Genomic DNA, 23,783 nt, shown 5'->3' on the forward strand with positions numbered 1-23,783 from the left:
CGGGAGAGGCCTAATATGAACATTTTGGTTTATGGTGCTGGCACAATCGGTTTGACATACGCTTGGTTACTGTCTAATCAGCATCAAGTTACTGTCTTAGTTAGAGAGCATAAGCTGTCGACTTTAGAGCAAGGCTTCACACTTTCTATTAAAGATTTAAGAAAAGATGATCTGGTCTATAAAGAACATCATTTCCAGCCGCCAGTGGTGACAAGCATTGCTCAAGACTATGACCTGATTCTCTTAACGGTAAATAGTTTGCAACTAGAGCAGGCATTGAATCATTTAGCGGCTATAAAGGAAAAAGCTCATTTACTTATTTTACAGAATAACTGGAATATCAACTCCAAGATTCCTTCTTATTTGGACAGAAAGCAGGTGTCGTTAGCTTTTCCTTCTTCTGTTGGAGGAGGGCGAAAGAGTGATGGTCGGATCCAAGCTATCATTTTCAAAGAAGCTACGTTACTTGATGATGATTCTTACACATCAGAGTTGTCTCCTATCTTCACAGCTAGTGGGATAGGCATTGATGCTATGCCTGACTTGGCTTCTTGGATGAAGGTTCACTGCCTTCAGGAGGCGGTAATGGCAGGTGCAGTTGCAGAAGCGGGGACTTTTGATGCACTCTTGAAAGATAAAAAAGCAATTCGAAAGATGATTTGCGCTTGGCGAGAAGGTTTAGAACTCTGTCAGCGATATGGCATTCCTAAACATCGTTATAAACCTACTAAATATTTATCCCTGCCCCTATTTCTCTTGGTTCCAGTAATGAAGTTCATGTTGAGTCAGCCTTTGGTCACCGAAATGGTCACAAATCACATGCATTCAGGCTATGCCGAGTGGGTTGATCAATATTTTGAAATCAAAAGAAGTGCTGAAAAAGAAAGCATTCCCATGCCTCAATGGAATTCGTATAGCGACTTCATTGATCAGTTTTTGAAAAACAATTCTTAGCAGGTCTTAATGGCTTGATTTTTATATGCTTTCATTTACTTTTTTAAAAATTTAATATAAGTTTTGCCCAAAATAGGGTATAATAATAAACAAGAAAGAATGAGGTGAAATTATGGCATCAAAAATGTTACATACTTGTTTGCGTGTTGAGAATTTGGAAGCGTCTATCGCTTTTTATGCAGAGGCTTTTGGCTTTAAGGAGCTGCGCCGCAAGGATTTTCCAGATTATCAGTTTACTATCGTTTATCTAGGTTTGGAAGGTGATGATTATGAGCTTGAACTGACCTATAACTATGACCATGGTCCTTATGTGATTGGGGACGGCTTTGCTCATGTGGCACTTAGCACGCCAGACTTGGAAGGTCTGCACGCTGAGCACAAGGCCAAAGGTTATGAAGTGACAGATCCAAAGGGTCTTCCTGGTAACCCGCCTAATTATTATTTTGTAAAAGATCCTGATGGCTACAAGGTGGAAGTCATTCGTGAGAAGAGTCTCTAACATCTAGCTGCAGTTAATTTTGCAAGATAAATGATGATTTTTATTCATTTAGGACAGGTGTATGAAAAGACAAAATAACAAGAAACACGGTAAGAAAACACTCATTGTTCTCAGCTTGCTAGCTTTAGCTTTTGTTGCTGCTCTATTTCTGGGTGCTGTAAAAATTTACGCTATTTTCCAAGAAAAAGAACTTCAAGAGAAAGTTAGTGTCTTGATTGCTCAAGAAGAGACATACCACGCTGAAAAAACTGAAAAGCAGAGCAAGATGATTGGCAGCCACTATGTGGAGTCCTTCTATCCTCTGCTGGATGGTCAGGTTATGGCAAGCGTCAAGGAGCAGATGGACGCAGATAGCCAGACGATTAAGGATAATCAGAAGAAGGGCGATAAGATTGAGGAATTGACCTTCTACTATGCTGAGGAAAAAGAAACGAGCCTGAAGGATGTCAAAGAAGTACTGGTGCATCGCAAGGACTATCATGTCAAAGAGATGAAAATCAGTAAAGGAGAAGAGCGGGAAGTTGCTGACAGCTATCTCGGTGCAGACGGCAGCCCTTTCACTCTGGATAAGCTCTTTCAGGATCCAGATGCAGCTAAGGAAATCTTCATCAACGAGATATCCAGCCAGCTGACCTTTAGACAGGCCGATGAGGCGGTGCAGACGGAAATTCTCAATAACCTCAATGGAACGGAGTTGGGTCAGTGGTCTTTCCGTTATGAATACAGCCATTTTTCTATTAAGCTGAGTAAGGAAGTGCAAGGCTTAACCAGCATTGACGTTCCTTTGTCTAGCTTCTATGACCAGATTAATGCGGACTATCTGACTGGCGATGACTTGGCTGCTTATCAGAATTTTGAAGCTAAGAAGCATGTGAAAATGGTTGCTCTGACCTTTGATGACGGTCCAGATCCTAAGACAACACCGCAGGCTCTGGATATCCTTAAGAAATACGGTGCCAAGGCGACCTTCTTTATGGTTGGGCAAAACATTGCTGGTAATGAAGCGATTGTCAAGCGAGTGCACAATGAAGGTCATCAGATTGGGATTCATACATGGGACCATCCAGTCTTAACCAAACTACCTCTGGAGTCAGCCAAAAAAGAAATCCTTGATACCCAGACCGCTATTAACAATGTCATAGGCATCAAGCCAATGATTACGCGGCCTCCTTATGGAGCTATTAATACTACAATCCAAAATTCGGTTGACCAGTCCTTTATCATGTGGAATGTGGACAGCCTAGACTGGAAGACACGCAATACTAAAGCTATTATGCAAGAGATTGCTAAAACTCAGCCAGGTTCGATTATCCTCATGCATGATATTCACCAGACCAGTATTGACGCCCTACCAAGTGTCCTCGAGTATCTGAAGAGTAACGGCTATACTTTGGTAACGGTCGATGAGCTTCTGGAAGGTCAGCTAGAGCCCCATCGTATTTATTACGGCAGAGACTAAGACGGTCCTTGGGTTTAGATTTTGGAAATCATTGTTGGTAATGAGTAAAAGCAAAAAAAGCTTTGGAAATCTAATGTTTCCAAAGCTTTTTTAGTTTAACTCGTTACATAAAGTTCTTGATTTTTTAATAGAATTTCACGAACGGAAGCGTATTTTTTCAATGTTTTCAGCTCTTCAGGATGGCTGATGAGGGTGATGACATAGCCTTCCTTGCCCATGCGGCCGGTTCGTCCAGAGCGGTGGGTATAGGTTTCTAAATCGCGCGGAAGCTCATAATTGACGACGCATTCTAGGGAGTCAATATCAATGCCGCGAGCAACTAGGTCAGTGGCTAGCAGGAGAGTAATCTGGTGCTCTTTGAACTTATCCAAAATCACCTTGCGGAACTTAACGTTGACATCGCTGGCCAGAGAAACCGCGTTGGCTTCACGATACTGGAGTTTTTCCTCAGCGCTTCCTAAGTCTGACAGAGCGTTGAAAAAGACTAGTCCGCGGAAATCTTCAACATTGGATAATTTGCGGAGCAAGTCCACCTTATCACGTTTTTCGACTTGCATGTAAAAGTGCTGGATGTTGTCCAAAACTTGGTCGTCAATGCTGATTTCTAGAGCGTTTTCAGCAATCTTATCGTGGTCGAACTTAGCGGTGGCGCTCATATATACCAGCTGGTGGTCACGAGGCGCATAGTGGGTGATTTTATCTACAAAGTGATACTGAGAATCGCTGAGCAGCTGGTCAAATTCGTCCAAAATGATGGTTTCGACATTCATCATCTTGATTTTCTTAAGCTTGACCAACTCGAAAATCCGCCCAGGCGTTCCGATGATAATCTCTGGACCTTTCTTGAGGCGCTCGATTTGTCGCTTCTGACTGGAACCGGAGAGCAGGAGTTGAGCTGTCAGCCTTAAAGGTTCCGCCCAAGTCTTGCAGACCTCAAAAATTTGTCCAGCCAACTCGGTGTTAGGAGCTAAAATCAAGAGCTGTTGTGCTTTTCTAGGTGTCAGCTTGAGCAGACTGGGAAAGAGATAGGCCAGAGTTTTACCAGTACCAGTCGGACTGATTCCCAGCACCGTATCACCTGTAGAAATAGGCTCAAACATCTTTTCCTGAATAGTTGTCAAATCTTCAAAGCCTAGCTGAGCCAGCTGATTTTGCCAGCTCGGGGGAAATTGTTTCTTAATCATCATCAACCTCAAATCTAATGCCAGCGTCCTTGCGCATGGCAAATAAGCTTTCATGAACGGCCGCCGCCGCATCCAACCATTTCTCGTAAGCTGCATCCTGTCCGCCCTTGAGCACTCGTGCGAAAGCTTGAGCCTCTTCCAGCATGGTGTGGGAAGCACGCTGGATAGGCAGCACCTCTTCTTGACCGTCCAAATTTTGGAAAATAGCAGAGCTGATAAATTCAATCCCGTCTAAAGTCAGAGTTCCCTGATCCGTATAAATCTCTGCTGGCAGATTGCTGTTTATATTTTTACCGGCCTGAATCTGAACTTGAAAATCCGGATAGATGAGACAGCCAGCTCCATTTAAATCAATCGTATTGGCTAGCTGTTGGGCACTGTAGCGAGCGAAGCGAGGATGGCCAAAAAGTCTGATAGCCGCATAGACAGGATAGACACCCAGATCCATCAAAGCGCCGCCAGAAAACTTAGCTGAGAAAACATTGGGCTGCTCTCCCGCAAGCAGAGCTTGCATTTTTGAAGAATACTTGGCATAGGTAAAGTTGGCTCCCAAGACGGTCTTGTCCTTGAGAAAATCACTGATTGTATCAAATGCCTGCTCATGATAGTTGCGGGCAGCTTCAAAGAGATAGACTTGATGCTCGTCAGCCAGCTTGACCAATTCCCGCCATTCTTTAAGACGAGAAACCGCTGGCTTTTCAACAATGACATGTTTACGAGCCAGAATGGCTACCTTGGCATGCTTGAAATGCAGGCTGTTGGGACTGGCGATATAAACGACATCGATATCAGACGACAGAAAGTCCAGCATTTCAGTAAAAATGGCCGTATTTTCATAGTTTTGCAAAAAGCGCTCAGCAGAAGCCAGAGCACGAGAGTAGACAGCTGCCAGCTGATAGTCGCCTGTTGAGTGAGCGGCCTTGATGAACTCATGAGAAATAGAACCTGTTCCGATGATTCCAAGTTTGAACATAAAAACCTCCTTTTTCTATTTTTAAGCATGTACTTTTTTTATTTTAGCTCTTTCATTATAACATGAATTGCGGTAAAATAGATAAGATAACAAGAGATGGAGCTTATAATGCAAAATAGACCTATTATTATTGGTGTAACTGGTGGTTCCGGAGGCGGAAAGACCAGTGTTTCTCGAGCAATTTTGGCTAATTTTCCAAACGAAAATATTGCCATGATTGAGCATGACTCCTACTATAAGGATCAGACACATCTGACTTTTGAGGAGCGGGTGAAGACCAACTATGACCATCCTTTTGCCTTTGATACCGACCTGATGATTGAGCAAATCAAGGAGCTCTTGGCTGGTCGGCCAGTGGATATTCCTACTTACGACTATACGGAGCATACCCGCAGTAAAAAGACTTATCGTCAGGAGCCTCAGGATGTGTTCATCGTTGAGGGGATTTTGGTCTTAGAGGATCAGCGCCTGCGGGATTTGATGGATATTAAAATCTTTGTGGACACAGATGATGATGTTCGGATTATCCGCCGGATTAAGCGCGACATGGAAGAGCGTGGACGCAGTTTGGATAGTGTTATTGAGCAGTATTTGGGTGTCGTTAAGCCTATGTACCATCAGTTCATAGAGCCGACCAAGCGCTATGCGGATGTCATCATTCCGGAAGGAGCTTCTAATAAGGTGGCTATTGACCTAATTACGACCAAGATTGAAAAAATCCTTAAGGAAGCTAGAGAAGGATAGGACAGGCAGCTTTTTAGTTCTGTCATTTGAGGAAATAAAAGTCTGTGAATCTGGTGAATCGCAGTAGCTGCAAGATTTTTGAAATGTAATTTAGCAAAGGGCAGTGGACGGACTGAAATCCATGATTTTCGTAGTCTGGTCACTCCCTTATTTTGTAGGTGGTTTATGAAACAATTTGTAAAAAGAGAGTTTCACTCTCGTTCAAAATTTTTTGCCTGCCTCTTGACCTTTTGTGCAGGATTTATTGACGCCTATACCTTCATTGAGCGGGGAGGTACCTTGGTGGCAGGGCAGACGGGAAATGTCGTTTTCCTTTCAGTTGAGCTCATCAATCAAGAGACAAGAGGAATCGAAGTAAAATTGGCAACTATGCTAGCCTTTATGCTGGGTATTTTTCTGATGACCGTTTTTCAGCATCATTTTGAGCATTCTTGGCGCAGGCTGTCCAGTGTTTTCCCTTTGATATTGACAACAGTTATCGCTGGATTTTTGCCAGCAAATATCCCCCATCTCTATATCGTGCCGCTACTAGCTTTCTGCATGGGCCTGGTCGCGACGGCTTTTGGCGAGGTGGATGGCATTGTCTATAACAATTCTTTTATGACGGGGAATATCAAGAAAACCATGGTAGCTTTTGGTAACTATGCTCGAAACAAGAAAGGGAAAGATTTGAAAGAAGGCCTTTTCTTTGTAGCCCTATTAGCAAGCTTTGTAGTGGGAGCTATCATCTCTACCTATCTGATTCAATTTTACCTCTTGAAGACCATCTGGTTGGTTTCCCTGATTCTAACAGCCTTTCTCCTTTTCCGAGGCATTCAGTATGTGAGGAGATGAGTATATATATTTTTCTTAGAAATGAAGTGACTTAAGAAGTGATATTGTGAAATTCATAGAAAGTAGTAGAAATATAAGAGAAAATGATGAAAAAAAGCAAAATAGCTACTCTATCAATCGTAGCGCTAACCGTTACTCTGATTATTGGAGGAACGATTATGACAGTTCAAAATAAAAATTTGTTTACACATGGAACCAAGCAGGAGAAAAAGGAAGAGCAAGATCCGCATGAAAAGCAGCTGGCTTACCTTAAAAAGCATGAAGAAGAGATTAAGGAGTTTGTGAAATCTCAAAATTCAAAGATAAAATCGGTTCAGATTGATTGGAATCAAACGCGCTGGGAAGATGTTGGAAATGGAACCCCACAAGGCGGAGGGGAAGTTGTGAGTATATTTGGTGAATTTAATAATTTAAAAGATTCAGACTGGAATGTTCTAATAGAGATCAAAGATGGAAAAGTTGATTTAGAAAGCATGGGTATCAGCAATGGTATAAGATTAGGAGGTGAGCTTTTTGAGTAACAGTAATTTAAAAACTTTTGATAATTTTTATGCAGATTTAGCGCAGTCAGCCAATTTCTAATTTAACGAGAATACTTTTCAAAAGTATTTTTTTACTGTATTCATGATATAATAATAGTAACTTATTATTATGCACAAGGAGGCTAGAAGATGAAACAAAAACAAATAGCGATTCTATCTGTGGCAGCAGTAATAGCTTTTCTGGTCATAGGAGGGACAATTATGACAGTTCAAAATAAAAATTTGTTTACACATGAAACTAATCAGGAGAAAAAGAAAGAGCAAGATCCGCGTGAAAAACAACTTGCTTATCTTAAAAAGCATGAAGATGAGTTGGCTAACTTTGTTAAAGCTTTGAATCCTAAGGTTGAAAGTGTTCAGTTTAATTGGGACAGTATGAAAGTCGAAGATATTGGGAATGGCACTCCTCAAGGTGGAGGATATATTCTGACTTTGGATGGCGGAATAAATAATAATAAAGACACTGAATTTACATTGGGAATTCCTTTAAACCACAATTCAAATGAAGTTCCTGATAAGCTAGTTATTTATGAAATGCAGCCGATAAGAATTTTACGAGATGGAGGTTGGTTCTTATATGAGTAACAGTAATTTAAAAAACTTCGATAATTTCTACGCAAATTTAGCACAGTCAGCTTACAATGGACGTCCCAATAACTTTCCACCCAAAAACAACTCAAAAAAATTCGCAGAATTTAATTTTTCCAACGATGGTTATATGAGAGATAAGGATGGGAAGATAACAGAAATCACCCCAGGAGGTAAGAATCTCGATAATGATGGCAAAGTTTACCTGCAGCCAGATCCAGATTTGCATGTTGAAAAGGGATTAGATTTACCCTTTGTGGATGATAATGATAAGAAAATTGCTGATTATAAAGAGAAAGCCGGTTTAGGACCTTACCAGAAAGGTCGTTTAACTAATGAGAGAGTTGGCTTTAATGCATATTTTCTAACAGATACACCGACCTTAGGTAAGGATACAAAGCATACTTATATGGCTATTCGAGGTAGTGATGGTTTCAATACTGAGAGAGTTAAGAAAGAAGGAATTAAGCCTTTAAATCTGAATGACTGGCTTATTAATGATGCTAATTTTGCTTTATTTGATTCGCATATACCTCAGGCTAGACTAGCAACGGAGGGAATGAAAGCCACCATTGCAGAAATGAGCGAGAAAGCTCCCCAAGCTACGATGGATCTTACAGCCCACTCGCTGGGGACGATGGTGACAGTTCAAGGAATAGCTAATCTGAGCCAACAAGAATTTGATAAAATTGGAAAGGTCGTTCTTTTCGATGGACCGGATACTACCGATAGTTTGAAAAAAATGGGAGTTGATGATGATAGGATTCAAGCGATTAGCGCAAAACTAGAATACTATGTCAATCCTTTTGATATTGTTAGTATGCTCAATCGTGAGAATACAATCTATAATTTAGAGAAACCTGGAGAAAAGCCAACTCGTAAGGAATTGGGAACAGCTCATATAGTTGTGCCTCTTCATTATACTCGCTTTGACTTTATGTCTGATAGTGCTCATGATTTTGGTGTTTTTCAGGCAGACGGCAAGGGGGGATTTTTAGTCGCTTCAGAAGATTTTCATCCAGAACTTCTGAGAGCAGGGGAGAAGCTTGCGAGATTAGAAGCGAAATTTTTAGATTTGCTTCGTATGCAAGGTTTGACTGATGATGAGGCGATAAAATTCATGAATGCTGTTGTTGACGTTTCTTCTTTTGGGACAGCAAATTTTGCGCGTGCAGGTATTTCTACATCTGCTTTCTATGAATTTAAGCGGGATTATCAAGCAATCATTGATGAAGCACGTAGAGAGTCGATGAAGTGGGACAAGAAGATGATTCCAAGCTATCAGAAACAGCTTGGAAATGGCAATCTTACAGGTGAAGAGAGAATTTTAGTTCGTGCTCGTCTCCTTCAGACTGCAGCTCAGTTGGCTATCTTTGAAATAGAAGATAAAGTTAAGCATGTCCAAACCTTATTGTCGGATGCCAAGGAATCTGTCCAAAAGATAATTAATGACGCAAGAACAGAGGCATTCGGTCTTGCTACTTATTTGAGCGACTCAGAAGTGGAGAGTTTATTGATTGATTTCGATATAAAGCACTACTGGGACGATTCGGTTGAAACAAATACAAACACATCCGCAAAAGGATTCCTGACAGAGATTGAACAGTTGGGAACGACTTTGGTCAGAGCAAGTGGAGATTTTGCAGCAGTCGATACTCAGCAAGCTGAGGATTTCAATAATCTCTTAGCAGATGTGAAAGGATCATGGAGGGTTATTGAAAATGCTTATACCAAATGATGATGCGCTCGTAACTAGAGTGGAGTTAGAGAGACAGTTTAAAGAAAAGATGAAGGAGCAGGAGAGGCAGGCTATCAAGGCTTTGATAGTGGCCAAAGAGCTGCTTATCCTTGCAAAAGGATTAGATCTGGCAGCTCAGCTACAGGCGGCGGCTTTGGATATGAAAAATTATGCTTCTACTAACTATGTCAATGATATTAAGGGTGGATTTGAAGGGAAGGCAGCGCAAGCTGCTGAAACTCATCTAACTCAGACGATGCAGATGCCTTCTTTGGATAGCCCGATTAAGGGATAGGAGGAGAGGCAATGCTGGATAAAAAGAAGCTTCAGGAACTGGAAGATGAACATGCTCTAAAAATGCGTGAGTTTGAGCGAGTAGAGACAGACTTAGATACATACTACTATAAGTTTGACAGAGAGACGAACAAACTCTTAGAGGCAATTTCTTATGCATGTAGAGAGGTTCCTTTGACAGCGGCTCAACCTTATATTTTTCAAATAGAGGATAATCTGGAACAATACCATCAGCAATACAAAAAGCGCATAGACGATGTTCTAGAAGCTCGCTATCAGGAGAACAGACGCTTTCAGAATAAGCTGGATGAAGTGAGTAAATAAACTATGTTACGATTGCTGAAAAATAGAAGAAGTGAGACTTACCTTACTTCCTTTTTCTCGTATTTACAGTTTTAAATCCCCAAAAATAATCCAGCATATTAAAAATTTTCAGAAAATATCGACTTTTTCTTGACAGGTTTATGATACTGTGTTAAAATACTAAACAATAAGAAACCATCTCAAAAAGGAGTTAGTCAAACATGAAGTCAACCCAATCTTCAAACTTTGCTTTGTTGTTGCGTTACTCGGGCTAGTGCAAAAGCATTAGTCCTGTTTGGCTTACCAAGCGGGAGTAAATCAACATCTCGCTTGTTCCTCAAGTGAGATGTTTTTTATTTCACCTATCTTACCTCAAGCTCTGATGAGGAAGAAATGGTTTCTAAAGGAGCGACGGGAGTGGGGCTACATCTTGATTTTTCTGAAATCGATTTGTCTTATACCGTCTCAGTCATTGAACACGACCTAGAAGTTGGGGAAGAGTTTTTCCTAAATGGTCTATGTATCTTAGAAAAGGAGTTGTCTATGACACGCAAAGTTGAGTTTTTTGATACCAGCCTCCGGGATGGTGAGCAGACACCAGGAGTGAATTTCTCTATCAAGGAAAAGGTGGCTATTGCCAAGCAGTTAGAGAAGTGGGGGATTTCAGTCATTGAAGCCGGTTTTCCTGCTGCGAGTCCAGATTCTTTTGCGGCGGTGCAGGAGATTGCTAAAGTCATCACAAAAGCTTCTGTTACTGGGCTGGCGCGTTCGGTTAAATCAGACATTGATGCCTGCTATGAAGCGCTCAAGGATGCTAAGCATCCACAGATTCATGTCTTCATTGCGACCAGTCCTATTCACAGAGAGTTCAAGCTGAAAAAGTCCAAGGAAGAGATTTTAGAAGCTGTGAAAGAGCATGTCTCCTACGCGCGCTCCAAGTTCGATATAGTCGAGTTTTCACCAGAGGATGCGACACGAACAGAGCTGGATTTCCTTTTTCAGGTGGTACAAACAGCGGTTGATGCAGGTGCGTCTTATATCAATATTCCAGATACAGTCGGCTTTACCACGCCAGAAGAGTTTGCAAATATTTTCGACTACCTAGTGGCAAATGTGACTTCTGATCATAAGGTGGTATTTGGTGTTCATTGCCATGATGACCTTGGTATGGCAACGGCTAATAGTTTGACAGCTATCAAGCACGGTGCTGGTCGTGTTCAGGGAACTATCAATGGAATCGGTGAGCGGGCTGGAAATGTAGCATTGGAAGAAGTAGCAGTTGCCTTAGAGATTCGTCAGGACTATTACCAAGTTGAGACAGACATTGTCCTTAATGAAACCATCAACACTTCTGAGCTGGTATCCCGCTTCTCTGGTATTCCAGTGCCTAAGAACAAGGCGGTCGTTGGTGGCAATGCCTTCTCTCATGAGTCCGGTATCCATCAGGATGGTGTTCTTAAGAATCCACTGACCTATGAAATCATCACACCTGAGCTGGTTGGGGTTAAGAGCAATTCGCTGCCGCTTGGCAAGCTGTCTGGCCGCCATGCCTTTGTCGAAAAACTCAAAGAATTGGCTCTGGACTTTGCAGAATCTGAAATTAATGATCTCTTTGCTAAGTTTAAGGTCTTGGCTGATAAGAAAAATGAAGTCACAGACGCTGACATTCGGGCTCTGATTGCTGGAACGACGGTCGAAAATCCTGAAGGCTTCCACTTTGATGATCTGCAGCTGACGACCAATGATGACCATACCATCACAGCAGATGTGCAGCTGGTTAATGGCGACGGAGAGACGGTCAGCTGTGTGGCAGAAGGTAAAGGAAGTGTTGAAGCTATCTTTAATGCCATTGACCAATTCTTTAACCAATCTGTCCAACTTTTGTCTTATAACATTGAAGCGGTAACGGATGGTATTGACTCTCAGGCTCGCGTCTTGGTAGCTGTTGAAAATACGGATACAGATACAATTTTCAACTCCTCTGGTATTGACTTTGATGTTCTTAAGGCCAGCGCCATTGCCTATATCCATGCCAACACCTTTGTGCAAAAGGAAAATGCTGGTGAAATCGGCCATCAGGTATCTTATCGCGATCTGCCTGCAAATAATTAGAAGGAAGCGACTATGACAAAAGAAATTGTAGCTCTGGCGGGTGATGGTATTGGCCCAGAAATCATGGAAGCCGGTCTCCAAGTACTGGCTGCTGTTGCGGGCAAGTTCGGTTTTACTTATCATATCACGGAGAAAGCTTTTGGGGGTGCTGGTATTGATGCGGAAGATCATCCTCTGCCTCAGTCAACTCTGGCAGTAGCCAAGAAGGCGGATGCTATTCTCCTAGCAGCTATCGGCAGTCCCCAGTATGATAATGCACCGGTTCGTCCTGAGCAAGGTTTGCTCGCTCTGCGGAAGGAGCTTGAACTCTATGCCAATATCCGCCCAGTTAAGATTTTCGATTCTTTGAAGCATTTGTCACCTTTGAAAGCAGAGCGAATTGCTGGCGTGGACTTCGTGGTCGTGCGTGAGCTGACTGGTGGGATTTACTTTGGCGAGCATATTTTGGAGGATAAATCTGCGCGCGATATCAACGACTACAGCTATGAAGAGGTGGAGCGAATTGTCCGTAAGGCCTTTGACATTGCGCGTGGTCGCAGAAAGCGCGTGACCAGTATTGACAAGCAAAATGTACTAGCGACATCCAAACTCTGGCGCAGAGTAGCAGATGAGGTGGCCAAGGATTATCCAGATGTGACCTTGGAGCACCAACTGGTGGACAGCGCTGCGATGCTCATGATTACCAATCCTGCTAAGTTTGATGTTGTAGTAACAGAAAATCTCTTCGGAGATATTCTATCCGACGAGTCCAGCGTCTTGTCAGGAACGTTGGGAGTTATGCCATCGGCTAGTCATTCAGCAGCTGGACCAAGTCTTTATGAGCCCATCCATGGTTCGGCTCCAGATATTGCGGGGCAGGGTATTGCCAATCCTATCAGTATGATCCTTTCTGTAGCCATGATGCTGCGAGACAGTTTTGCAGAGCTTGAAGCTGCAGAAGTGATTGAAGCAGCGGTTGAAAAGACTTTGGCTCAAGGGATTTTAACGCGAGATCTGGGCGGTCAGGCGACAACAACTCAAATGACGGAGTCAATTACTAATAATTTATGAAATGGATATTAACAGGTATTTGCCTACTTTGGAACCTTATCGTTTTCCTGTTTTATGGCTGGGATAAGCGTAAGGCTAAGAAAAATCACTACCGCATTCCAGAGAAAACTTTGCTCTTGTCGGCTTTGGCAGCTGGAGGTTTGGGCGCTTTATTAGGCGGTCGTCTCTTTCATCACAAGACCAGAAAATGGTATTTCTGGCTGGCTTGGATTTGCGGAATAATAGTGGAAATTGGAATTTTATATTACATATGGAGAAGCTAGTATGGCTGGAAAATCGATTTTTGATAAGCTTTGGGAAAGGCATCTGATAACTGGTGAAGAAGGCCAGCCCCAGCTTATGTATGTGGATCAGCATTATATTCATGAAGTAACCAGCCCTCAGGCTTTTCAAGGTCTTCGAGATGCAGGGCGCAAAGTTAGACGGCCGGATTTGACCTTTGGAACCTTTGATCATAATGTTCCTACGGTCAATATCTATGATATTCGGGATGTGATTTCCAAGGCTCAGATTGATAAACTTTCTGAGAATGTCAAGGATTTTGGCATTGAACACGCGGCTCACGGATCGGAGTTGCAAGGTATTGTTCACATGGTTGGACCGGAAACGGGCAAGACTCAGCCAGGTAAATTTATCGTCTGCGGTGACAGTCACACGGCCACTCACGGTGCTTTTGGTGCCATTGCTTTTGGAATCGGTACTTCAGAGGTGGAGCACGTTTTTGCCACGCAGACCATTTGGCAGGTCAAGCCTAAGAAAATGTTGGTCAAATTTACCGGAGTGCCACCTAAAGGTGTCTATTCCAAGGACTTTATCCTCGCTCTGATTGCCCGATATGGTGTGGCTGCAGGTGTCGGTCATGTGGTCGAGTATGCTGGTGATGCGATTGACCATCTGACCATGGAAGAGCGCATGACCATCTGCAATATGTCCATTGAGTTTGGCTCTAAGATGGGCATTATGAACCCCGACCAGAAGACTTATGATTATGTTCAAGGGCGGCCGGGCGCTCCTAAGGACTTTGAGGCGGCGGTGGCTGATTGGAAGACTCTAGTCAGTGATCCTGATGCCGTCTATGATAAGGTCATTGAGATTGATGTCTCCGAGCTGGCACCTATGGTGACTTGGGGAACCAATCCTTCTATGGGAGTAGAGTTCGGCTCGGCTTTCCCTGAAATCCGTGATATGAACGATGAGCGGGCCTACAATTACATGGACCTCTCCCCTGGTAAGAAAGCAGAAGATATTGAGCTGGGTTATATCTTTATCGGCTCTTGCACCAATGCCAGACTCAGTGACTTGCAGCTGGCAGCTAAGTTTGTCGCTGGCAAGCATATTGCTCCCAATCTAACAGCTATCGTCGTGCCAGGCTCTCGTCCGGTCAAGCGGGCTGCTGAAAAGATGGGACTGGATAAAATTTTCATGGATGCAGGCTTTGAGTGGCGCGATCCGGGTTGTTCCATGTGCCTGGGAATGAATCCAGACAAGGTGCCAGATGGAGTTCACTGTGCCTCAACCAGCAATCGGAACTTTGAGGATCGTCAGGGATTTGGCGCTAAAACCCATCTTTGCAGTCCTGCCATGGCAGCAGCGGCAGCCATTGCCGGGCACTTCGTAGACGTCCGCCAGCTACCGGAGGTCCAGTAAGGAAGTTTTATGGAAAAATTTACAATCTATACGGGGACAACGGTTCCCCTCATGAACGATAATATCGATACAGACCAAATTTTGCCCAAGCAGTTTCTCAAGTTGATTGATAAAAAAGGTTTTGGCAAGTACCTCATGTACGCATGGCGATATCTGGACAACCAGTACACGGAAGATCCTGATTTTGTCTTTAATAGACCGGAGTACCGTAAGGCGACTATTCTGATTACAGGTGACAATTTCGGAGCCGGTTCCTCTCGGGAGCATGCCGCCTGGGCCTTGGCTGACTATGGTTTTAAGGTAGTCATTGCCGGTTCTTTCGGGGATATTCACTACAATAACGAGCTTAATAACGGTATGCTGCCTATCGTCCAGCCACTGGAAGTCCGGCAAGCCTTGGCTAATCTGAAGCCGACGGATCAAGTGACGGTGGATTTGGAGCAGCAGAAGATTTTTTCACCGGTGGGAGAATTCTCCTTTGACATTGATGGAGAATGGAAGCACAAGCTCCTCAACGGTCTAGATGACATCGGCATTACTCTGCAATATGATGATTTGATTGCAGAATATGAAAAGAATCGTCCATCTTATTGGCAGTAACCATATTTTTGCTATATTGAGAAAATTCTGAAAAAACCTTGTCTCCGATAAAAATATATGGTAAAATAAATCTTAATTTAATAGAAAAGGAAGAAACTTATGACAAAACACATTCAATGGAACGGACAGCTTTCACAAGAAGGTTATGACATCTTGAAAGGCGACGGCGGCTGTATCGTTTGCCCGACCAAGGTGGGTTACATCATCATGACTAGCGATAAAGCTGGCTTGGAGCGTAAGTTCGAAGCTAAGGCTCGTAACCGTAATAAGCCAGGTGTTGTTCTCTGTGGCAGTATGGATGAGCTCCGTGCTTTGGCTCAGCTAAATCCGGAAATTGAAGCTTTTTATCAAAAGCATTGGGATGAAGACATTCTCTTAGGCTGTATCCTTCCATGGAAGCCAGAAGCTTTTGAAAAGCTCAAAGCTTATGGCGACGGTCGGGAAGAGCTGATGACAGATGTTCGTGGCACTAGCTGTTTTGTTATTAAGTTTGGTAAGGCGGGCGAGCAGCTGGCAGCTAAGCTTTGGGAAGAAGGCAAGATGGTCTATGCTTCCTCAGCCAACCCATCCGGTAAAGGAAACCGCGGAAAGGTCGAAGGAATCGGCGATCGCATTGAAAATGCTGTTGACCTCGTCATTGAAGCAGATGACTATGTAGCCTCTATCCAGCCAGACAAGACCATTGAAACTCGCTACGAGCAAGGTGTCATGGTCTCTATGGTTGACAAGGATGGAAAACTAATTCCAGAACAAGGTGGCCAACGTTCCATCTCACCAGCACCAGTAGTCATCCGTAAAGGCTTGGACATTGACAAAATCATGATGCACCTGTCCGATACCTTCAACTCATGGGATTACCGTCAGGGTGAATATTACTAAGATAAAAAGAAGCTCAGTGTGGGAGAGGTATTTCCTCATTACACTGGGTTTTTTAGTTTGAAACTTTAATTTTAAAATCTTTACCCAGTTTAAAATTATTTCCAAATAGAACAAAATCCTTGATAGTTGAAATCGCAAGTGTTACAATGGAACCATTCGTTTTGGATGATAATGGATTGATTGTTGAGCATTGGGACAATAAAGAAGTCATGCCTAAGGTAGAAGACTTGACGAATCGAGGGAAGTTTTAAAATGAGGACAAAGAATGATTGAATATAAAAATGTAGCGCTACGCTATACAGAAAAGGATGTCTTGAGAGATGTCAACTTACAGATTGAGGATGGTGAATTTATGGTTTTAGTGGGCCCTTCTGGGTCCGGTAAGACGACCATGCTCAAGATGATTAACCGTCTTTTAGAGCCAACAGATGGAAATATCTATATGGATGGCAAGCGAATTAAGGACTATGATGAGCGTGAGCTACGTCTTTCTACAGGCTATGTCTTACAAGCGATTGCCCTCTTTCCAAATCTAACTGTGGCTGAAAATGTTGCTCTCATTCCTGAAATGAAAGGATGGAGCAAGGCAGATATTCAGCAGAAGACTGATGAATTGTTGGAGCTAGTGGGCTTGCCTGCAGAAGACTATGCTCAGCGTATGCCGAGTGAGCTGTCTGGTGGTGAGCAGCAGCGGGTGGGCATTGTCCGTGCCATTATCGCCCAACCCAAAATCCTGCTGATGGACGAGCCTTTTTCAGCTCTTGATGCTATCTCTCGTAAGCAATTGCAGAGCTTGACCAAGAGTATCCATGACCAGTTTGGGATGACAACAATCTTTGTGACCCATGACACGGATGAGGCTTTAAAGTTGGGGAATCGGATTGCTGTTCTGCAGGACGGGGAGATTCGTCAAGTGGCAACACCTGAGGAAATCTTATCTGCACCTGCGACCAGCTTCGTAGCAGATTTATTTGGAGGTGTTCAACATGGCTAATTTGTTTTCTACCTTTCAGGAGCGCTTTGGCGAATGGTTGGCAGCCTTAGGGCAACATCTCCAGCTGTCTCTTCTGACCTTATTAGTGGCAATCTTCTTGATCATTCCGCTCGCTATCTATCTTCATAGTCACAAAAAGACAGCCAATTGGGTGTTGCAAATTGCAGGAATCTTTCAAACCATTCCTTCAATGGCCTTGCTGGGGCTCTTTATCCCCCTCATGGGGATTGGCACACTGCCGGCATTGACTGCTCTGGTGATTTACGCTATTTTCCCGATTTTAGAAAATACTGTTACTGCTTTGAATGGGATTGATCCTAGTTTAGAGGAAGCCGGAATCGCCTTTGGGATGACCAAGTGGGAGCGACTCAAGAAGTTTGAACTGCCTCTAGCAATGCCCGTCATCGTTTCTGGAATTCGGACGGCAACGGTAATGATTATCGGGACAGCAACTCTAGCAGCCCTTGTTGGAGCTGGTGGATTAGGTTCTTTTATCCTTCTAGGAATTGACCGTCGCAATGCCAGTCTGATCTTGATTGGAGCAATTTCATCCGCAGTTTTGGCTATTCTTTTCAACAGTCTCCTTAAATGGATGGAAAAGGCTAAGCTTCGGACTGTATTTACAGCTTTTGCGGTCTTAATCCTCGGCCTCGGCGCTTCTTACTCGCCGAGTCTGATTCCCAAGCAGGAGAAGGATCATCTGGTTATAGCTGGAAAATTAGGTCCAGAACCAGAAATTCTCATGAATATGTATAAACTCCTCATCGAGGAAAATACGGATATGACTGTGACAGTCAAGCCTAATTTTGGGAAGACAGACTTCCTTTATCAAGCTTTAAAGAAAGGCGATATTGATATCTATCCTGAGTTTACCGGTACGATTACTGGAACTCTCTTGCAGCCTGCTCCAAAGGTCAGTAATGATGCTGAAGAAGTTTTTGAAGCAGCGCGTGATGGAATCAAAAAACAAGACAATCTAGTCTTGCTCAATCACATGGCTTATCAAAATACATATGCCATCGCAGTACCTAAGAGTGTCGCCAAAGAATACAATCTTAAAACCATCTCTGATCTTAAAGCAGTCCAAGATAAGCTCAAGGCGGGGTTTACCTTGGAATTTAACGACCGTGAAGATGGAAACAAGGGACTTCAATCTGTTTATGGACTGAACCTCAATGTGTCAACTATGGAGCCAGCCCTCCGCTACCAAGCTATCCAGTCGGGTGATATTCAAATCACGGATGCCTATTCGACTGACGCAGAACTTGCGCGTTATGATTTACAAGTTTTAGAAGACGATAAACATCTTTTCCCTCCTTATCAAGGAGCGCCTCTCCTGAAGGCTGAACTGCTAGAAAAACACCCTGAATTGGAAGGTGTTCTCAATAAGCTGGCTGGTAAAATTACGGAAAGCCAGATGAGCCAGATGAATTATCAAGTTGGCATTGAAGGCAAAAAAGCGGAAGCTGTTGCGCGTGACTATCTGGTCAAGGAAGGACTTCTAAAAAAATAAGAAGTAAAAAAGTTAGACTTGTATGGTCTAGCTTTTTTGCTTACTTGAGGATAGATAGACTACGGATTGAAGAAGCTGTGTTTATCTCTTAGTCAGGAAATCTTCATTCATTTTTGGTATAATAAAGTATCAATTCATGGAGGTGTTCCGATGGCATCTAGTCAAGAATATTTGGATTTTATTCTGAAGCAGCTGCAGGGCTTAGGCCAAGAAATTAGCTTTCGCAAGATGATGGGGGAATATCTGCTCTATTATCGAGGTCGCTTATTTGGCGGGATTTATGACAATCGCTTGCTGCTCAAGTCAGTCCAGCCAGCTATCGATCTTTTGGAAAATCCAGTTTATGAGTCCCCTTATCCAGGCGCAAAGCCAATGCTTCGTATAAAAGAAGTAGAAGACGCTTCCTTTCTCTGCAGTTTGATTGACGCTGCCTATTCTGCCTTACCAGCACCCAAAAAGAAAAAATAGTCTTTTCTTTAAAATAGACATTCTAAAAAATTGCCGTTTAAATAGACATTTTTAAAATTTTCCTTTATAATGGACTTAAAGGAGGTTTGGTATGCTTTATATTGCTCTTATTGGAGATTTAATAGAATCCAAACAGCTGAAAAATCGTAAGCAGGCGCAGAAGGACCTGCAGGACATGATGGCGGTGCTAAATCAGGATTATCAGGATTATCTGGTGTCACCTTTCACGGTAACGACTGGAGATGAGTTTCAGGCTTTGCTACGGCCTAATCCAGAGATTATGCAGCTCCTTGATCAGATTGCCTTGGGCTTTCCTCATCCGATTCGCTTTGGACTTGGTCTGGGGGAGATTGTGACGGATATTAATCGGGAGCACAGTATTGGTGCGGACGGTCCGGCCTACTGGAGGGCACGCGCGGCCATTGATGTTATTCATGAGAAGAACGACTATGGTAGCAGCCGTATAGCTGTATCCTTGGGAGATGAAGAGCTCAGTCAGGCGGTCAATACGGTGCTGGCAGCTACTTCATTTATCCAGAGCAAGTGGAATAACAGTCAGAGAGAAGTTCTGGAGCGAATGCTAATGGAATATATCTATGACGAGAATTTTTCTCATGGAGAAATAGCAGAGCTGTTGCAGATTAGTCCCAGTGCGCTTAGTAAGCGGCTCAAGTCGTCTGGACTGAAGATTTATCTGAGAAATCGCCGTTTAGCTATGAGAATGATTCTACAGGCAGCGAAGGAGGCTGAACAATGACAAATATTATGGGATTTTCAGAATTTTTCATGCAGAATCCGATTCTTGTATTGACTTTGCTGGCTCATGTACTAGCTGATTTTCAGCTTCAAAGTCAGAAAATGGCCGACCTAAAAAGCCGGCGGATGAATTTTTTGATTCTCCACTTGGGAATTGTTCTGCTGCCCTTGTTGCTCTTGGGACTCATCTTACCTAATTATCTGCTATATTTCGCCTTGGTCTGGTTCAGTCATGCGCTTATTGACTTCTTGAAGAATAGGCTGAATTCATTGATTGTCCGGCATCATGCTCAAAAGCTTGCCTTTATACTGGATCAGATCTTGCATCTGATTAGTATTTTTGCTCTTTATTTTCTCTTAGGGCAGCAGCAAATTCCAGTTCCTAATTGGCTGTCTGAGCGTTATCTCATGCTGCAGGCTCTCTTTTTCTTCGCACTTACTGGTAAGCCGGTCAATATCCTCTTTAAACTCTTCTTCAGTAAGTATCAGGCAGGAGAAGACAGTGGGGAGACTATTGCGGGGGCTGGTGCCATGATTGGGATTTTGGAGCGCTTGATTATGGGACTTTCTCTTATTTTCGGGCAGTTTACTGCCATTGGGCTAGTCTTTACGGCTAAGTCTATTGCCCGCTATAATAAGATTTCAGAAAGCCAGTCCTTTGCTGAATACTACCTGATTGGCTCGCTTTTCAGTATGATTGCAGTCTTGTTGGTTTATGGCTGTCTGTATTGGTAAAAAAATAAAAAAACAGATCATCATAGCGATGGTCTGTTTGTATGTTCTGATCTATAACTCTACTCAATCATAGTATTGACAGCAGTGCCTGTTTGGTAGTCAATCTCTGCATTTGGAGAGACATTGTCCAAGAGGACATGAGACATTCCGTCCTCGTCTATTGTTTCCTTGCCACCTAGCTGGATGCTGACAACATTTCCTTCTGCGTCAAGCCCGACATACTGGAGCTCAATCTTGCGAGGAAGCAGCTCATTGTCCGTGTAAATCGGAGTAACCTTGTAATCCAGCCAATAATCTGGATTTTCCTCTAACCAGCGCTCCAAGCGATGTTCATAATAGAGCATGCTGTCTGGGTTATTGTCGTCCAGTCCTTGGAAACTGCCAGAGTTGAGCCAAGCGGTCATCGGAACGAGATTTTTTCCTTCGTTATTGAGGCCGCTGAAAGTGAAGCCAATCAGGTGAGCGCGATTCATGAGCCAAGCCCGATCATCTCCATTTCCGTAGTAAAATTTGTAATTGTGCCAACCGATGGGATTGTAAGTGACCTTGGTCTCCTTTTTCTTTTTGGCTTTGTGTTGCTCCTGCATTTGGACATGAGCAGCAGTAGCCCGACCGTATTTGTCCTTTTTCCCAAGCTTTAGCTGATACTCTCCATTCAACTCCAGAGTCCCGATAGCTGTTTCATCGCTATGGTTAAGCAGCTGGACCTTAATCTGGTTCTTCTGATTGGCAGCAACATTTTCTGCAGGAAGAGCCTGTGAAAGTAACAACAAAGATCCGGCTGACAGGACAAGCCAAGTGCCAAACCTAAACTTTTTCATAAAGAACTCCTTTTAAATAATATATCTCCGACATCATTCTACTAAAAAATAGATTGTTTGACAACTAAAACTTTTCAAAAATATTACAAAAATAAATATCTGTTCAATAAGTGCAGGGTTTGACTAGGATGTGTATTTTTCCTATAATCATAACTAGAGAAAACGCTTGTATAAATTACCTAAGGAGGTGCTTATGAGTCCAACTTTAGAGGAAATGTCACTCGAGGAGCTGTGGCAGCTTTTTCCGATTTTTTTAAGAGAGTATCAGGATGAGTGGAAAGACTGGTATGCGGAGGAACGGCTTCGGCTTTTGAGTTTTTTGTCTGCAAATCAGCTGGTTCGGATTAGTCATATTGGGTCGACATCGGTAGAGACCATCTGGGCCAAGCCTATAGTGGATATCTTGCTGGAAATTCCTAAAGAAACAGATATGGCGGTAACGAGAGACTTGCTGCTGCAAAATGGTTATCTGCTCATGTCAGAAAGCCAAGGGCGGATGTCATTTAATAAAGGCTACACACCGAGTGGTTTTGCGGAGCGGGTTTTCCATCTGCATTTGCGTTATGAAGGCGATCATGATGAACTTTACTTTAGAGACTATTTACAGGAGCACCCTGCTGTAGCCGAAGACTATGAAAAGCTCAAGCTATCCTTGTGGAAGCAATATGAGCACAATCGTGATGCCTATACAGAGGCGAAAACGGATTTTATCAAGAACTATACAGAGGAAGCTAAAAAGCTTTATGGCAGAAGATATGAGAGGGAAGATAGATGATTTATCCAGCAATGATTGGCTTTCTGGTTATTCTTGCTTTTTTTTACTTAATGTACCAATCAAAGAGACCGTCTGGCTTTATAGGGCTATGGATGATGAAATTATGGAATCGTGTTTATATGCCCATGGTTGTTTGGGCGGTCAGTCAGCTGGGTCATAAGAAGCTATTTCATGCTATTTTGGATGTTGGAGTTGGAAATGGGGAATCCTCGAAATATTTGAAAAAACATTTTCCTAATAGTCGAGTTTTGGGGATTGATATTTCTTCTACTGCCATCAGAGCAGCTGAAAAATTGGCTGAGCCTGGCCTATCTTTTGAGGTGAAAAATGTTGAGAATACAAATCTTCCGGTTGAGAAATTTGATTTGATTACAGCCTTTCAGACTCATTTTCATTGGTCAAATCTAACTCAAGCGTTCCTAGAACTTAAGCGGATACTTAAGCCAGATGGAATCATCTTACTGGCATGTGAATGGAGCAAATTAGCTTATTACCAACCAGACTTTACAAAGCAAGAAAAATTGGAAAACTATTTGACAGATTTGGACCTGCATCTTATCGATAGTCAAAGAAAGGATCAATGGATTCTTTATAAGATCGTTAAAAAATAAGGAGGTATCCTATGAAACAATTATTTTTATGTTCATATTTTGCGGGAGTCAAGGATTTGTTCAGACAATATGCGTCTGAAAAGCAATTGGGCAAACATGTGCTTTTTATTCCGACGGCTGGAAATGTAGAAGAGTACAGAGGTTATATTGACGAAGCCCTGCAGATTTTTGCAGATTTGGGATTTCAAGTAGAGGTCTTGGATATTTCGGCTTGTGATAGAGAAACAGCTCAGGCCAAAATTTTCCAAAGCAAACTCCTCTATGTCTCTGGCGGCAATACCTTTTACCTTTTGCAAGAACTTAAGAAAAAGCAACTTCTGTCCTTGATAAAAGAGCAGATTGCGGATGGCATGGTTTATGTGAGCGAATCTGCTGGTGCTATCATCACAGCTAAGGACATTGACTACAATAAGCTCATGGACGATAAGTCGGTTGCAGCAGAACTGAACGATACAGGGGCGCTAAACGAGGTGGATTTTTATGTTCTTCCTCATGTTGGCGAAGAACCCTTTGTCGAAAGTACACAAGCTACCCTTGATACCTATAGTGACCAGTTGAATCTGCTTTCCCTCAATAATTGCCAAGCTGTGCTTGTGGAGGGTGAAGAAGTGAAGGTTTTGGAGGATAAGTAATCAGAATATATGTTCTAGTGAACCTACTTGAGAAACTATAATAAAAGGAATGAGTGAAATTGCGATAAACTAGATTAA

Annotated in this window: 27 protein-coding genes and 1 pseudogene; 25 read left to right on the plus strand and 3 right to left on the minus strand. The window is 42.8% G+C overall.

Translation table 11 applies throughout. The features are described 5' to 3' along the window. Positions 1-15: 15 nt before the first annotated feature. The 3 genes from O3627_RS08250 (at position 16) to O3627_RS08260 (ending at position 2,912) form a co-directional block, all read left to right on the plus strand. Positions 16-954, plus strand: coding sequence for a ketopantoate reductase family protein (locus O3627_RS08250; protein ID WP_125383245.1), 939 nt, complete (start codon positions 16-18; stop codon positions 952-954). A gap of 112 nt (positions 955-1,066) precedes the next feature. Beyond that, positions 1,067-1,453 (plus strand): VOC family protein, encoded by a 387-nt coding sequence (locus O3627_RS08255; RefSeq protein ID WP_002895748.1) that lies wholly within the window; start codon positions 1,067-1,069, stop codon positions 1,451-1,453. Positions 1,454-1,514: 61 nt separating this feature from the next. Then, complete coding sequence (locus tag O3627_RS08260) at positions 1,515-2,912, plus strand: polysaccharide deacetylase family protein (RefSeq protein ID WP_002912244.1); 1,398 nt, start codon at positions 1,515-1,517, stop codon at positions 2,910-2,912. A 95-nt stretch (positions 2,913-3,007) separates the two neighbouring features. Here O3627_RS08260 and O3627_RS08265 read toward each other — a convergent pair whose 3' ends face one another. After that, positions 3,008-4,099, minus strand: a complete 1,092-nt coding sequence (locus tag O3627_RS08265) for a DEAD/DEAH box helicase (protein WP_185756172.1) — start codon at positions 4,097-4,099, stop codon at positions 3,008-3,010. Beyond that, complete coding sequence (locus tag O3627_RS08270) at positions 4,089-5,069, minus strand: Gfo/Idh/MocA family protein (RefSeq protein WP_125383243.1); 981 nt, start codon at positions 5,067-5,069, stop codon at positions 4,089-4,091. Before O3627_RS08270 ends, O3627_RS08265 begins: the two co-directional genes overlap by 11 nt. A 108-nt stretch (positions 5,070-5,177) precedes the next feature. Between O3627_RS08270 and udk the strand changes: the two genes are divergently transcribed. From udk to O3627_RS08365, 19 genes and pseudogenes are all read left to right on the plus strand, one after another. After that, positions 5,178-5,813, plus strand: a complete 636-nt coding sequence (gene udk, locus O3627_RS08275; protein ID WP_032909529.1) for a uridine kinase — start codon at positions 5,178-5,180, stop codon at positions 5,811-5,813. A gap of 165 nt (positions 5,814-5,978) precedes the next feature. Beyond that, on the plus strand, positions 5,979-6,647 hold the full coding sequence (locus tag O3627_RS08280; protein ID WP_002902802.1) for a YoaK family protein: 669 nt from the start codon (positions 5,979-5,981) through the stop codon (positions 6,645-6,647). A gap of 83 nt (positions 6,648-6,730) precedes the next feature. Further along, the gene (locus O3627_RS08285; protein WP_371621342.1) at positions 6,731-7,168 is read left to right on the plus strand and encodes a hypothetical protein; all 438 of its coding nucleotides are present in this window, start codon (positions 6,731-6,733) and stop codon (positions 7,166-7,168) included. Positions 7,169-7,318: 150 nt separating this feature from the next. Continuing rightward, positions 7,319-7,774 carry a hypothetical protein gene (locus O3627_RS08290; protein ID WP_343091862.1) on the plus strand — a complete coding sequence of 152 codons (456 nt, stop codon included), beginning with the start codon at positions 7,319-7,321 and terminating at the stop codon, positions 7,772-7,774. Beyond that, on the plus strand, positions 7,767-9,515 hold the full coding sequence (locus O3627_RS08295; protein ID WP_125383238.1) for a DUF2974 domain-containing protein: 1,749 nt from the start codon (positions 7,767-7,769) through the stop codon (positions 9,513-9,515). The genes O3627_RS08290 and O3627_RS08295 overlap by 8 nt, the downstream gene beginning before the upstream one ends. Next, a complete protein-coding gene (locus tag O3627_RS08300) occupies positions 9,499-9,810 on the plus strand; it encodes a hypothetical protein (RefSeq protein WP_002900542.1) in 312 nt (103 codons plus the stop codon). Before O3627_RS08295 ends, O3627_RS08300 begins: the two co-directional genes overlap by 17 nt. Positions 9,811-9,821: 11 nt before the next feature. Beyond that, positions 9,822-10,133 carry a hypothetical protein gene (locus O3627_RS08305; RefSeq protein ID WP_002900541.1) on the plus strand — a complete coding sequence of 104 codons (312 nt, stop codon included), beginning with the start codon at positions 9,822-9,824 and terminating at the stop codon, positions 10,131-10,133. Positions 10,134-10,655: 522 nt separating this feature from the next. Further along, complete coding sequence (locus O3627_RS08310) at positions 10,656-12,224, plus strand: 2-isopropylmalate synthase (RefSeq protein ID WP_185756171.1); 1,569 nt, start codon at positions 10,656-10,658, stop codon at positions 12,222-12,224. A gap of 12 nt (positions 12,225-12,236) precedes the next feature. Next, positions 12,237-13,274, plus strand: coding sequence for a 3-isopropylmalate dehydrogenase (gene leuB, locus O3627_RS08315; RefSeq protein ID WP_125383235.1), 1,038 nt, complete (start codon positions 12,237-12,239; stop codon positions 13,272-13,274). Beyond that, complete coding sequence (locus tag O3627_RS08320) at positions 13,271-13,537, plus strand: DUF1294 domain-containing protein (RefSeq protein WP_371621343.1); 267 nt, start codon at positions 13,271-13,273, stop codon at positions 13,535-13,537. The genes leuB and O3627_RS08320 overlap by 4 nt, the downstream gene beginning before the upstream one ends. 1 nt (position 13,538) lies before the next feature. Continuing rightward, positions 13,539-14,921 (plus strand): 3-isopropylmalate dehydratase large subunit, encoded by a 1,383-nt coding sequence (gene leuC / locus O3627_RS08325; protein ID WP_009660306.1) that lies wholly within the window; start codon positions 13,539-13,541, stop codon positions 14,919-14,921. A 9-nt stretch (positions 14,922-14,930) separates the two neighbouring features. Then, positions 14,931-15,521 (plus strand): 3-isopropylmalate dehydratase small subunit, encoded by a 591-nt coding sequence (gene leuD, locus O3627_RS08330; RefSeq protein WP_125378191.1) that lies wholly within the window; start codon positions 14,931-14,933, stop codon positions 15,519-15,521. Positions 15,522-15,620: 99 nt separating this feature from the next. Then, complete coding sequence (locus O3627_RS08335; protein ID WP_049548065.1) at positions 15,621-16,400, plus strand: L-threonylcarbamoyladenylate synthase; 780 nt, start codon at positions 15,621-15,623, stop codon at positions 16,398-16,400. A 167-nt stretch (positions 16,401-16,567) separates the two neighbouring features. After that, positions 16,568-16,651 (plus strand): annotated as a pseudogene (locus tag O3627_RS08340) (polyketide cyclase); the annotation flags it as partial. Between the two features lie 14 nt (positions 16,652-16,665). Next, positions 16,666-17,394 carry an ABC transporter ATP-binding protein gene (locus O3627_RS08345; RefSeq protein ID WP_343091863.1) on the plus strand — a complete coding sequence of 243 codons (729 nt, stop codon included), beginning with the start codon at positions 16,666-16,668 and terminating at the stop codon, positions 17,392-17,394. Further along, positions 17,387-18,907: an ABC transporter permease/substrate-binding protein gene (locus O3627_RS08350; RefSeq protein ID WP_002925014.1), complete on the plus strand. Its 1,521-nt coding sequence runs from the start codon at positions 17,387-17,389 to the stop codon at positions 18,905-18,907. The genes O3627_RS08345 and O3627_RS08350 overlap by 8 nt, the downstream gene beginning before the upstream one ends. A gap of 150 nt (positions 18,908-19,057) precedes the next feature. After that, positions 19,058-19,375 carry a TfoX/Sxy family protein gene (locus tag O3627_RS08355; RefSeq protein ID WP_002925011.1) on the plus strand — a complete coding sequence of 106 codons (318 nt, stop codon included), beginning with the start codon at positions 19,058-19,060 and terminating at the stop codon, positions 19,373-19,375. Between the two features lie 91 nt (positions 19,376-19,466). Further along, positions 19,467-20,132 (plus strand): SatD family protein, encoded by a 666-nt coding sequence (locus O3627_RS08360; protein WP_002925009.1) that lies wholly within the window; start codon positions 19,467-19,469, stop codon positions 20,130-20,132. Then, on the plus strand, positions 20,129-20,866 hold the full coding sequence (locus tag O3627_RS08365) for a DUF3307 domain-containing protein (protein WP_002925007.1): 738 nt from the start codon (positions 20,129-20,131) through the stop codon (positions 20,864-20,866). The genes O3627_RS08360 and O3627_RS08365 overlap by 4 nt, the downstream gene beginning before the upstream one ends. Before the next feature lie 59 nt (positions 20,867-20,925). On the opposite strand, the gene O3627_RS08370 is transcribed toward O3627_RS08365, so the two are convergent. Continuing rightward, positions 20,926-21,687, minus strand: coding sequence for a DNA/RNA non-specific endonuclease (locus O3627_RS08370; RefSeq protein ID WP_002895710.1), 762 nt, complete (start codon positions 21,685-21,687; stop codon positions 20,926-20,928). Positions 21,688-21,880: 193 nt separating this feature from the next. Between O3627_RS08370 and O3627_RS08375 the strand changes: the two genes are divergently transcribed. Genes O3627_RS08375 through O3627_RS08385 form a run of 3 tightly spaced genes read left to right on the plus strand, consistent with a single transcriptional unit; the run spans position 21,881 to position 23,705 of the window. Further along, on the plus strand, positions 21,881-22,462 hold the full coding sequence (locus tag O3627_RS08375) for a GrpB family protein (RefSeq protein WP_004187187.1): 582 nt from the start codon (positions 21,881-21,883) through the stop codon (positions 22,460-22,462). Then, positions 22,459-23,073: a class I SAM-dependent methyltransferase gene (locus O3627_RS08380; RefSeq protein WP_343091865.1), complete on the plus strand. Its 615-nt coding sequence runs from the start codon at positions 22,459-22,461 to the stop codon at positions 23,071-23,073. Before O3627_RS08375 ends, O3627_RS08380 begins: the two co-directional genes overlap by 4 nt. 11 nt (positions 23,074-23,084) lie before the next feature. Then, positions 23,085-23,705: a Type 1 glutamine amidotransferase-like domain-containing protein gene (locus tag O3627_RS08385; RefSeq protein ID WP_004187184.1), complete on the plus strand. Its 621-nt coding sequence runs from the start codon at positions 23,085-23,087 to the stop codon at positions 23,703-23,705. Positions 23,706-23,783: the final 78 nt, after the last annotated feature.

Origin of the sequence: Streptococcus sp. 27098_8_82, assembly GCF_041431615.1 — a bacterium.
GTDB classification, from domain to species: Bacteria; Bacillota; Bacilli; order Lactobacillales; family Streptococcaceae; genus Streptococcus; species Streptococcus sanguinis_K.

Excerpts from the sequence above, each read along its gene's own strand:
- O3627_RS08320 (WP_371621343.1), top strand. The coding sequence starts at position 13,271 with ATGAAATGGATATTAACAGGTATTTGCCTACTTTGGAACCTTATCGTT.
- leuC (WP_009660306.1), top strand. The coding sequence starts at position 13,539 with ATGGCTGGAAAATCGATTTTTGATAAGCTTTGGGAAAGGCATCTGATA.
- O3627_RS08260 (WP_002912244.1), top strand. The coding sequence starts at position 1,515 with ATGAAAAGACAAAATAACAAGAAACACGGTAAGAAAACACTCATTGTT.
- O3627_RS08355 (WP_002925011.1), top strand. The coding sequence starts at position 19,058 with ATGGCATCTAGTCAAGAATATTTGGATTTTATTCTGAAGCAGCTGCAG.
- O3627_RS08280 (WP_002902802.1), top strand. The coding sequence starts at position 5,979 with ATGAAACAATTTGTAAAAAGAGAGTTTCACTCTCGTTCAAAATTTTTT.
- leuD (WP_125378191.1), top strand. The coding sequence starts at position 14,931 with ATGGAAAAATTTACAATCTATACGGGGACAACGGTTCCCCTCATGAAC.
- O3627_RS08370 (WP_002895710.1), bottom strand. The coding sequence starts at position 21,687 with ATGAAAAAGTTTAGGTTTGGCACTTGGCTTGTCCTGTCAGCCGGATCT.
- O3627_RS08265 (WP_185756172.1), bottom strand. The coding sequence starts at position 4,099 with ATGATGATTAAGAAACAATTTCCCCCGAGCTGGCAAAATCAGCTGGCT.
- O3627_RS08335 (WP_049548065.1), top strand. The coding sequence starts at position 15,621 with ATGACAAAACACATTCAATGGAACGGACAGCTTTCACAAGAAGGTTAT.
- O3627_RS08250 (WP_125383245.1), top strand. The coding sequence starts at position 16 with ATGAACATTTTGGTTTATGGTGCTGGCACAATCGGTTTGACATACGCT.
- O3627_RS08255 (WP_002895748.1), top strand. The coding sequence starts at position 1,067 with ATGGCATCAAAAATGTTACATACTTGTTTGCGTGTTGAGAATTTGGAA.
- O3627_RS08285 (WP_371621342.1), top strand. The coding sequence starts at position 6,731 with ATGATGAAAAAAAGCAAAATAGCTACTCTATCAATCGTAGCGCTAACC.
- O3627_RS08310 (WP_185756171.1), top strand. The coding sequence starts at position 10,656 with ATGACACGCAAAGTTGAGTTTTTTGATACCAGCCTCCGGGATGGTGAG.
- O3627_RS08345 (WP_343091863.1), top strand. The coding sequence starts at position 16,666 with ATGATTGAATATAAAAATGTAGCGCTACGCTATACAGAAAAGGATGTC.
- O3627_RS08290 (WP_343091862.1), top strand. The coding sequence starts at position 7,319 with ATGAAACAAAAACAAATAGCGATTCTATCTGTGGCAGCAGTAATAGCT.
- leuB (WP_125383235.1), top strand. The coding sequence starts at position 12,237 with ATGACAAAAGAAATTGTAGCTCTGGCGGGTGATGGTATTGGCCCAGAA.
- O3627_RS08365 (WP_002925007.1), top strand. The coding sequence starts at position 20,129 with ATGACAAATATTATGGGATTTTCAGAATTTTTCATGCAGAATCCGATT.
- O3627_RS08380 (WP_343091865.1), top strand. The coding sequence starts at position 22,459 with ATGATTTATCCAGCAATGATTGGCTTTCTGGTTATTCTTGCTTTTTTT.
- O3627_RS08375 (WP_004187187.1), top strand. The coding sequence starts at position 21,881 with ATGAGTCCAACTTTAGAGGAAATGTCACTCGAGGAGCTGTGGCAGCTT.
- O3627_RS08360 (WP_002925009.1), top strand. The coding sequence starts at position 19,467 with ATGCTTTATATTGCTCTTATTGGAGATTTAATAGAATCCAAACAGCTG.
- O3627_RS08295 (WP_125383238.1), top strand. The coding sequence starts at position 7,767 with ATGAGTAACAGTAATTTAAAAAACTTCGATAATTTCTACGCAAATTTA.
- O3627_RS08270 (WP_125383243.1), bottom strand. The coding sequence starts at position 5,069 with ATGTTCAAACTTGGAATCATCGGAACAGGTTCTATTTCTCATGAGTTC.
- O3627_RS08300 (WP_002900542.1), top strand. The coding sequence starts at position 9,499 with ATGCTTATACCAAATGATGATGCGCTCGTAACTAGAGTGGAGTTAGAG.
- O3627_RS08350 (WP_002925014.1), top strand. The coding sequence starts at position 17,387 with ATGGCTAATTTGTTTTCTACCTTTCAGGAGCGCTTTGGCGAATGGTTG.
- O3627_RS08305 (WP_002900541.1), top strand. The coding sequence starts at position 9,822 with ATGCTGGATAAAAAGAAGCTTCAGGAACTGGAAGATGAACATGCTCTA.
- O3627_RS08385 (WP_004187184.1), top strand. The coding sequence starts at position 23,085 with ATGAAACAATTATTTTTATGTTCATATTTTGCGGGAGTCAAGGATTTG.
- udk (WP_032909529.1), top strand. The coding sequence starts at position 5,178 with ATGCAAAATAGACCTATTATTATTGGTGTAACTGGTGGTTCCGGAGGC.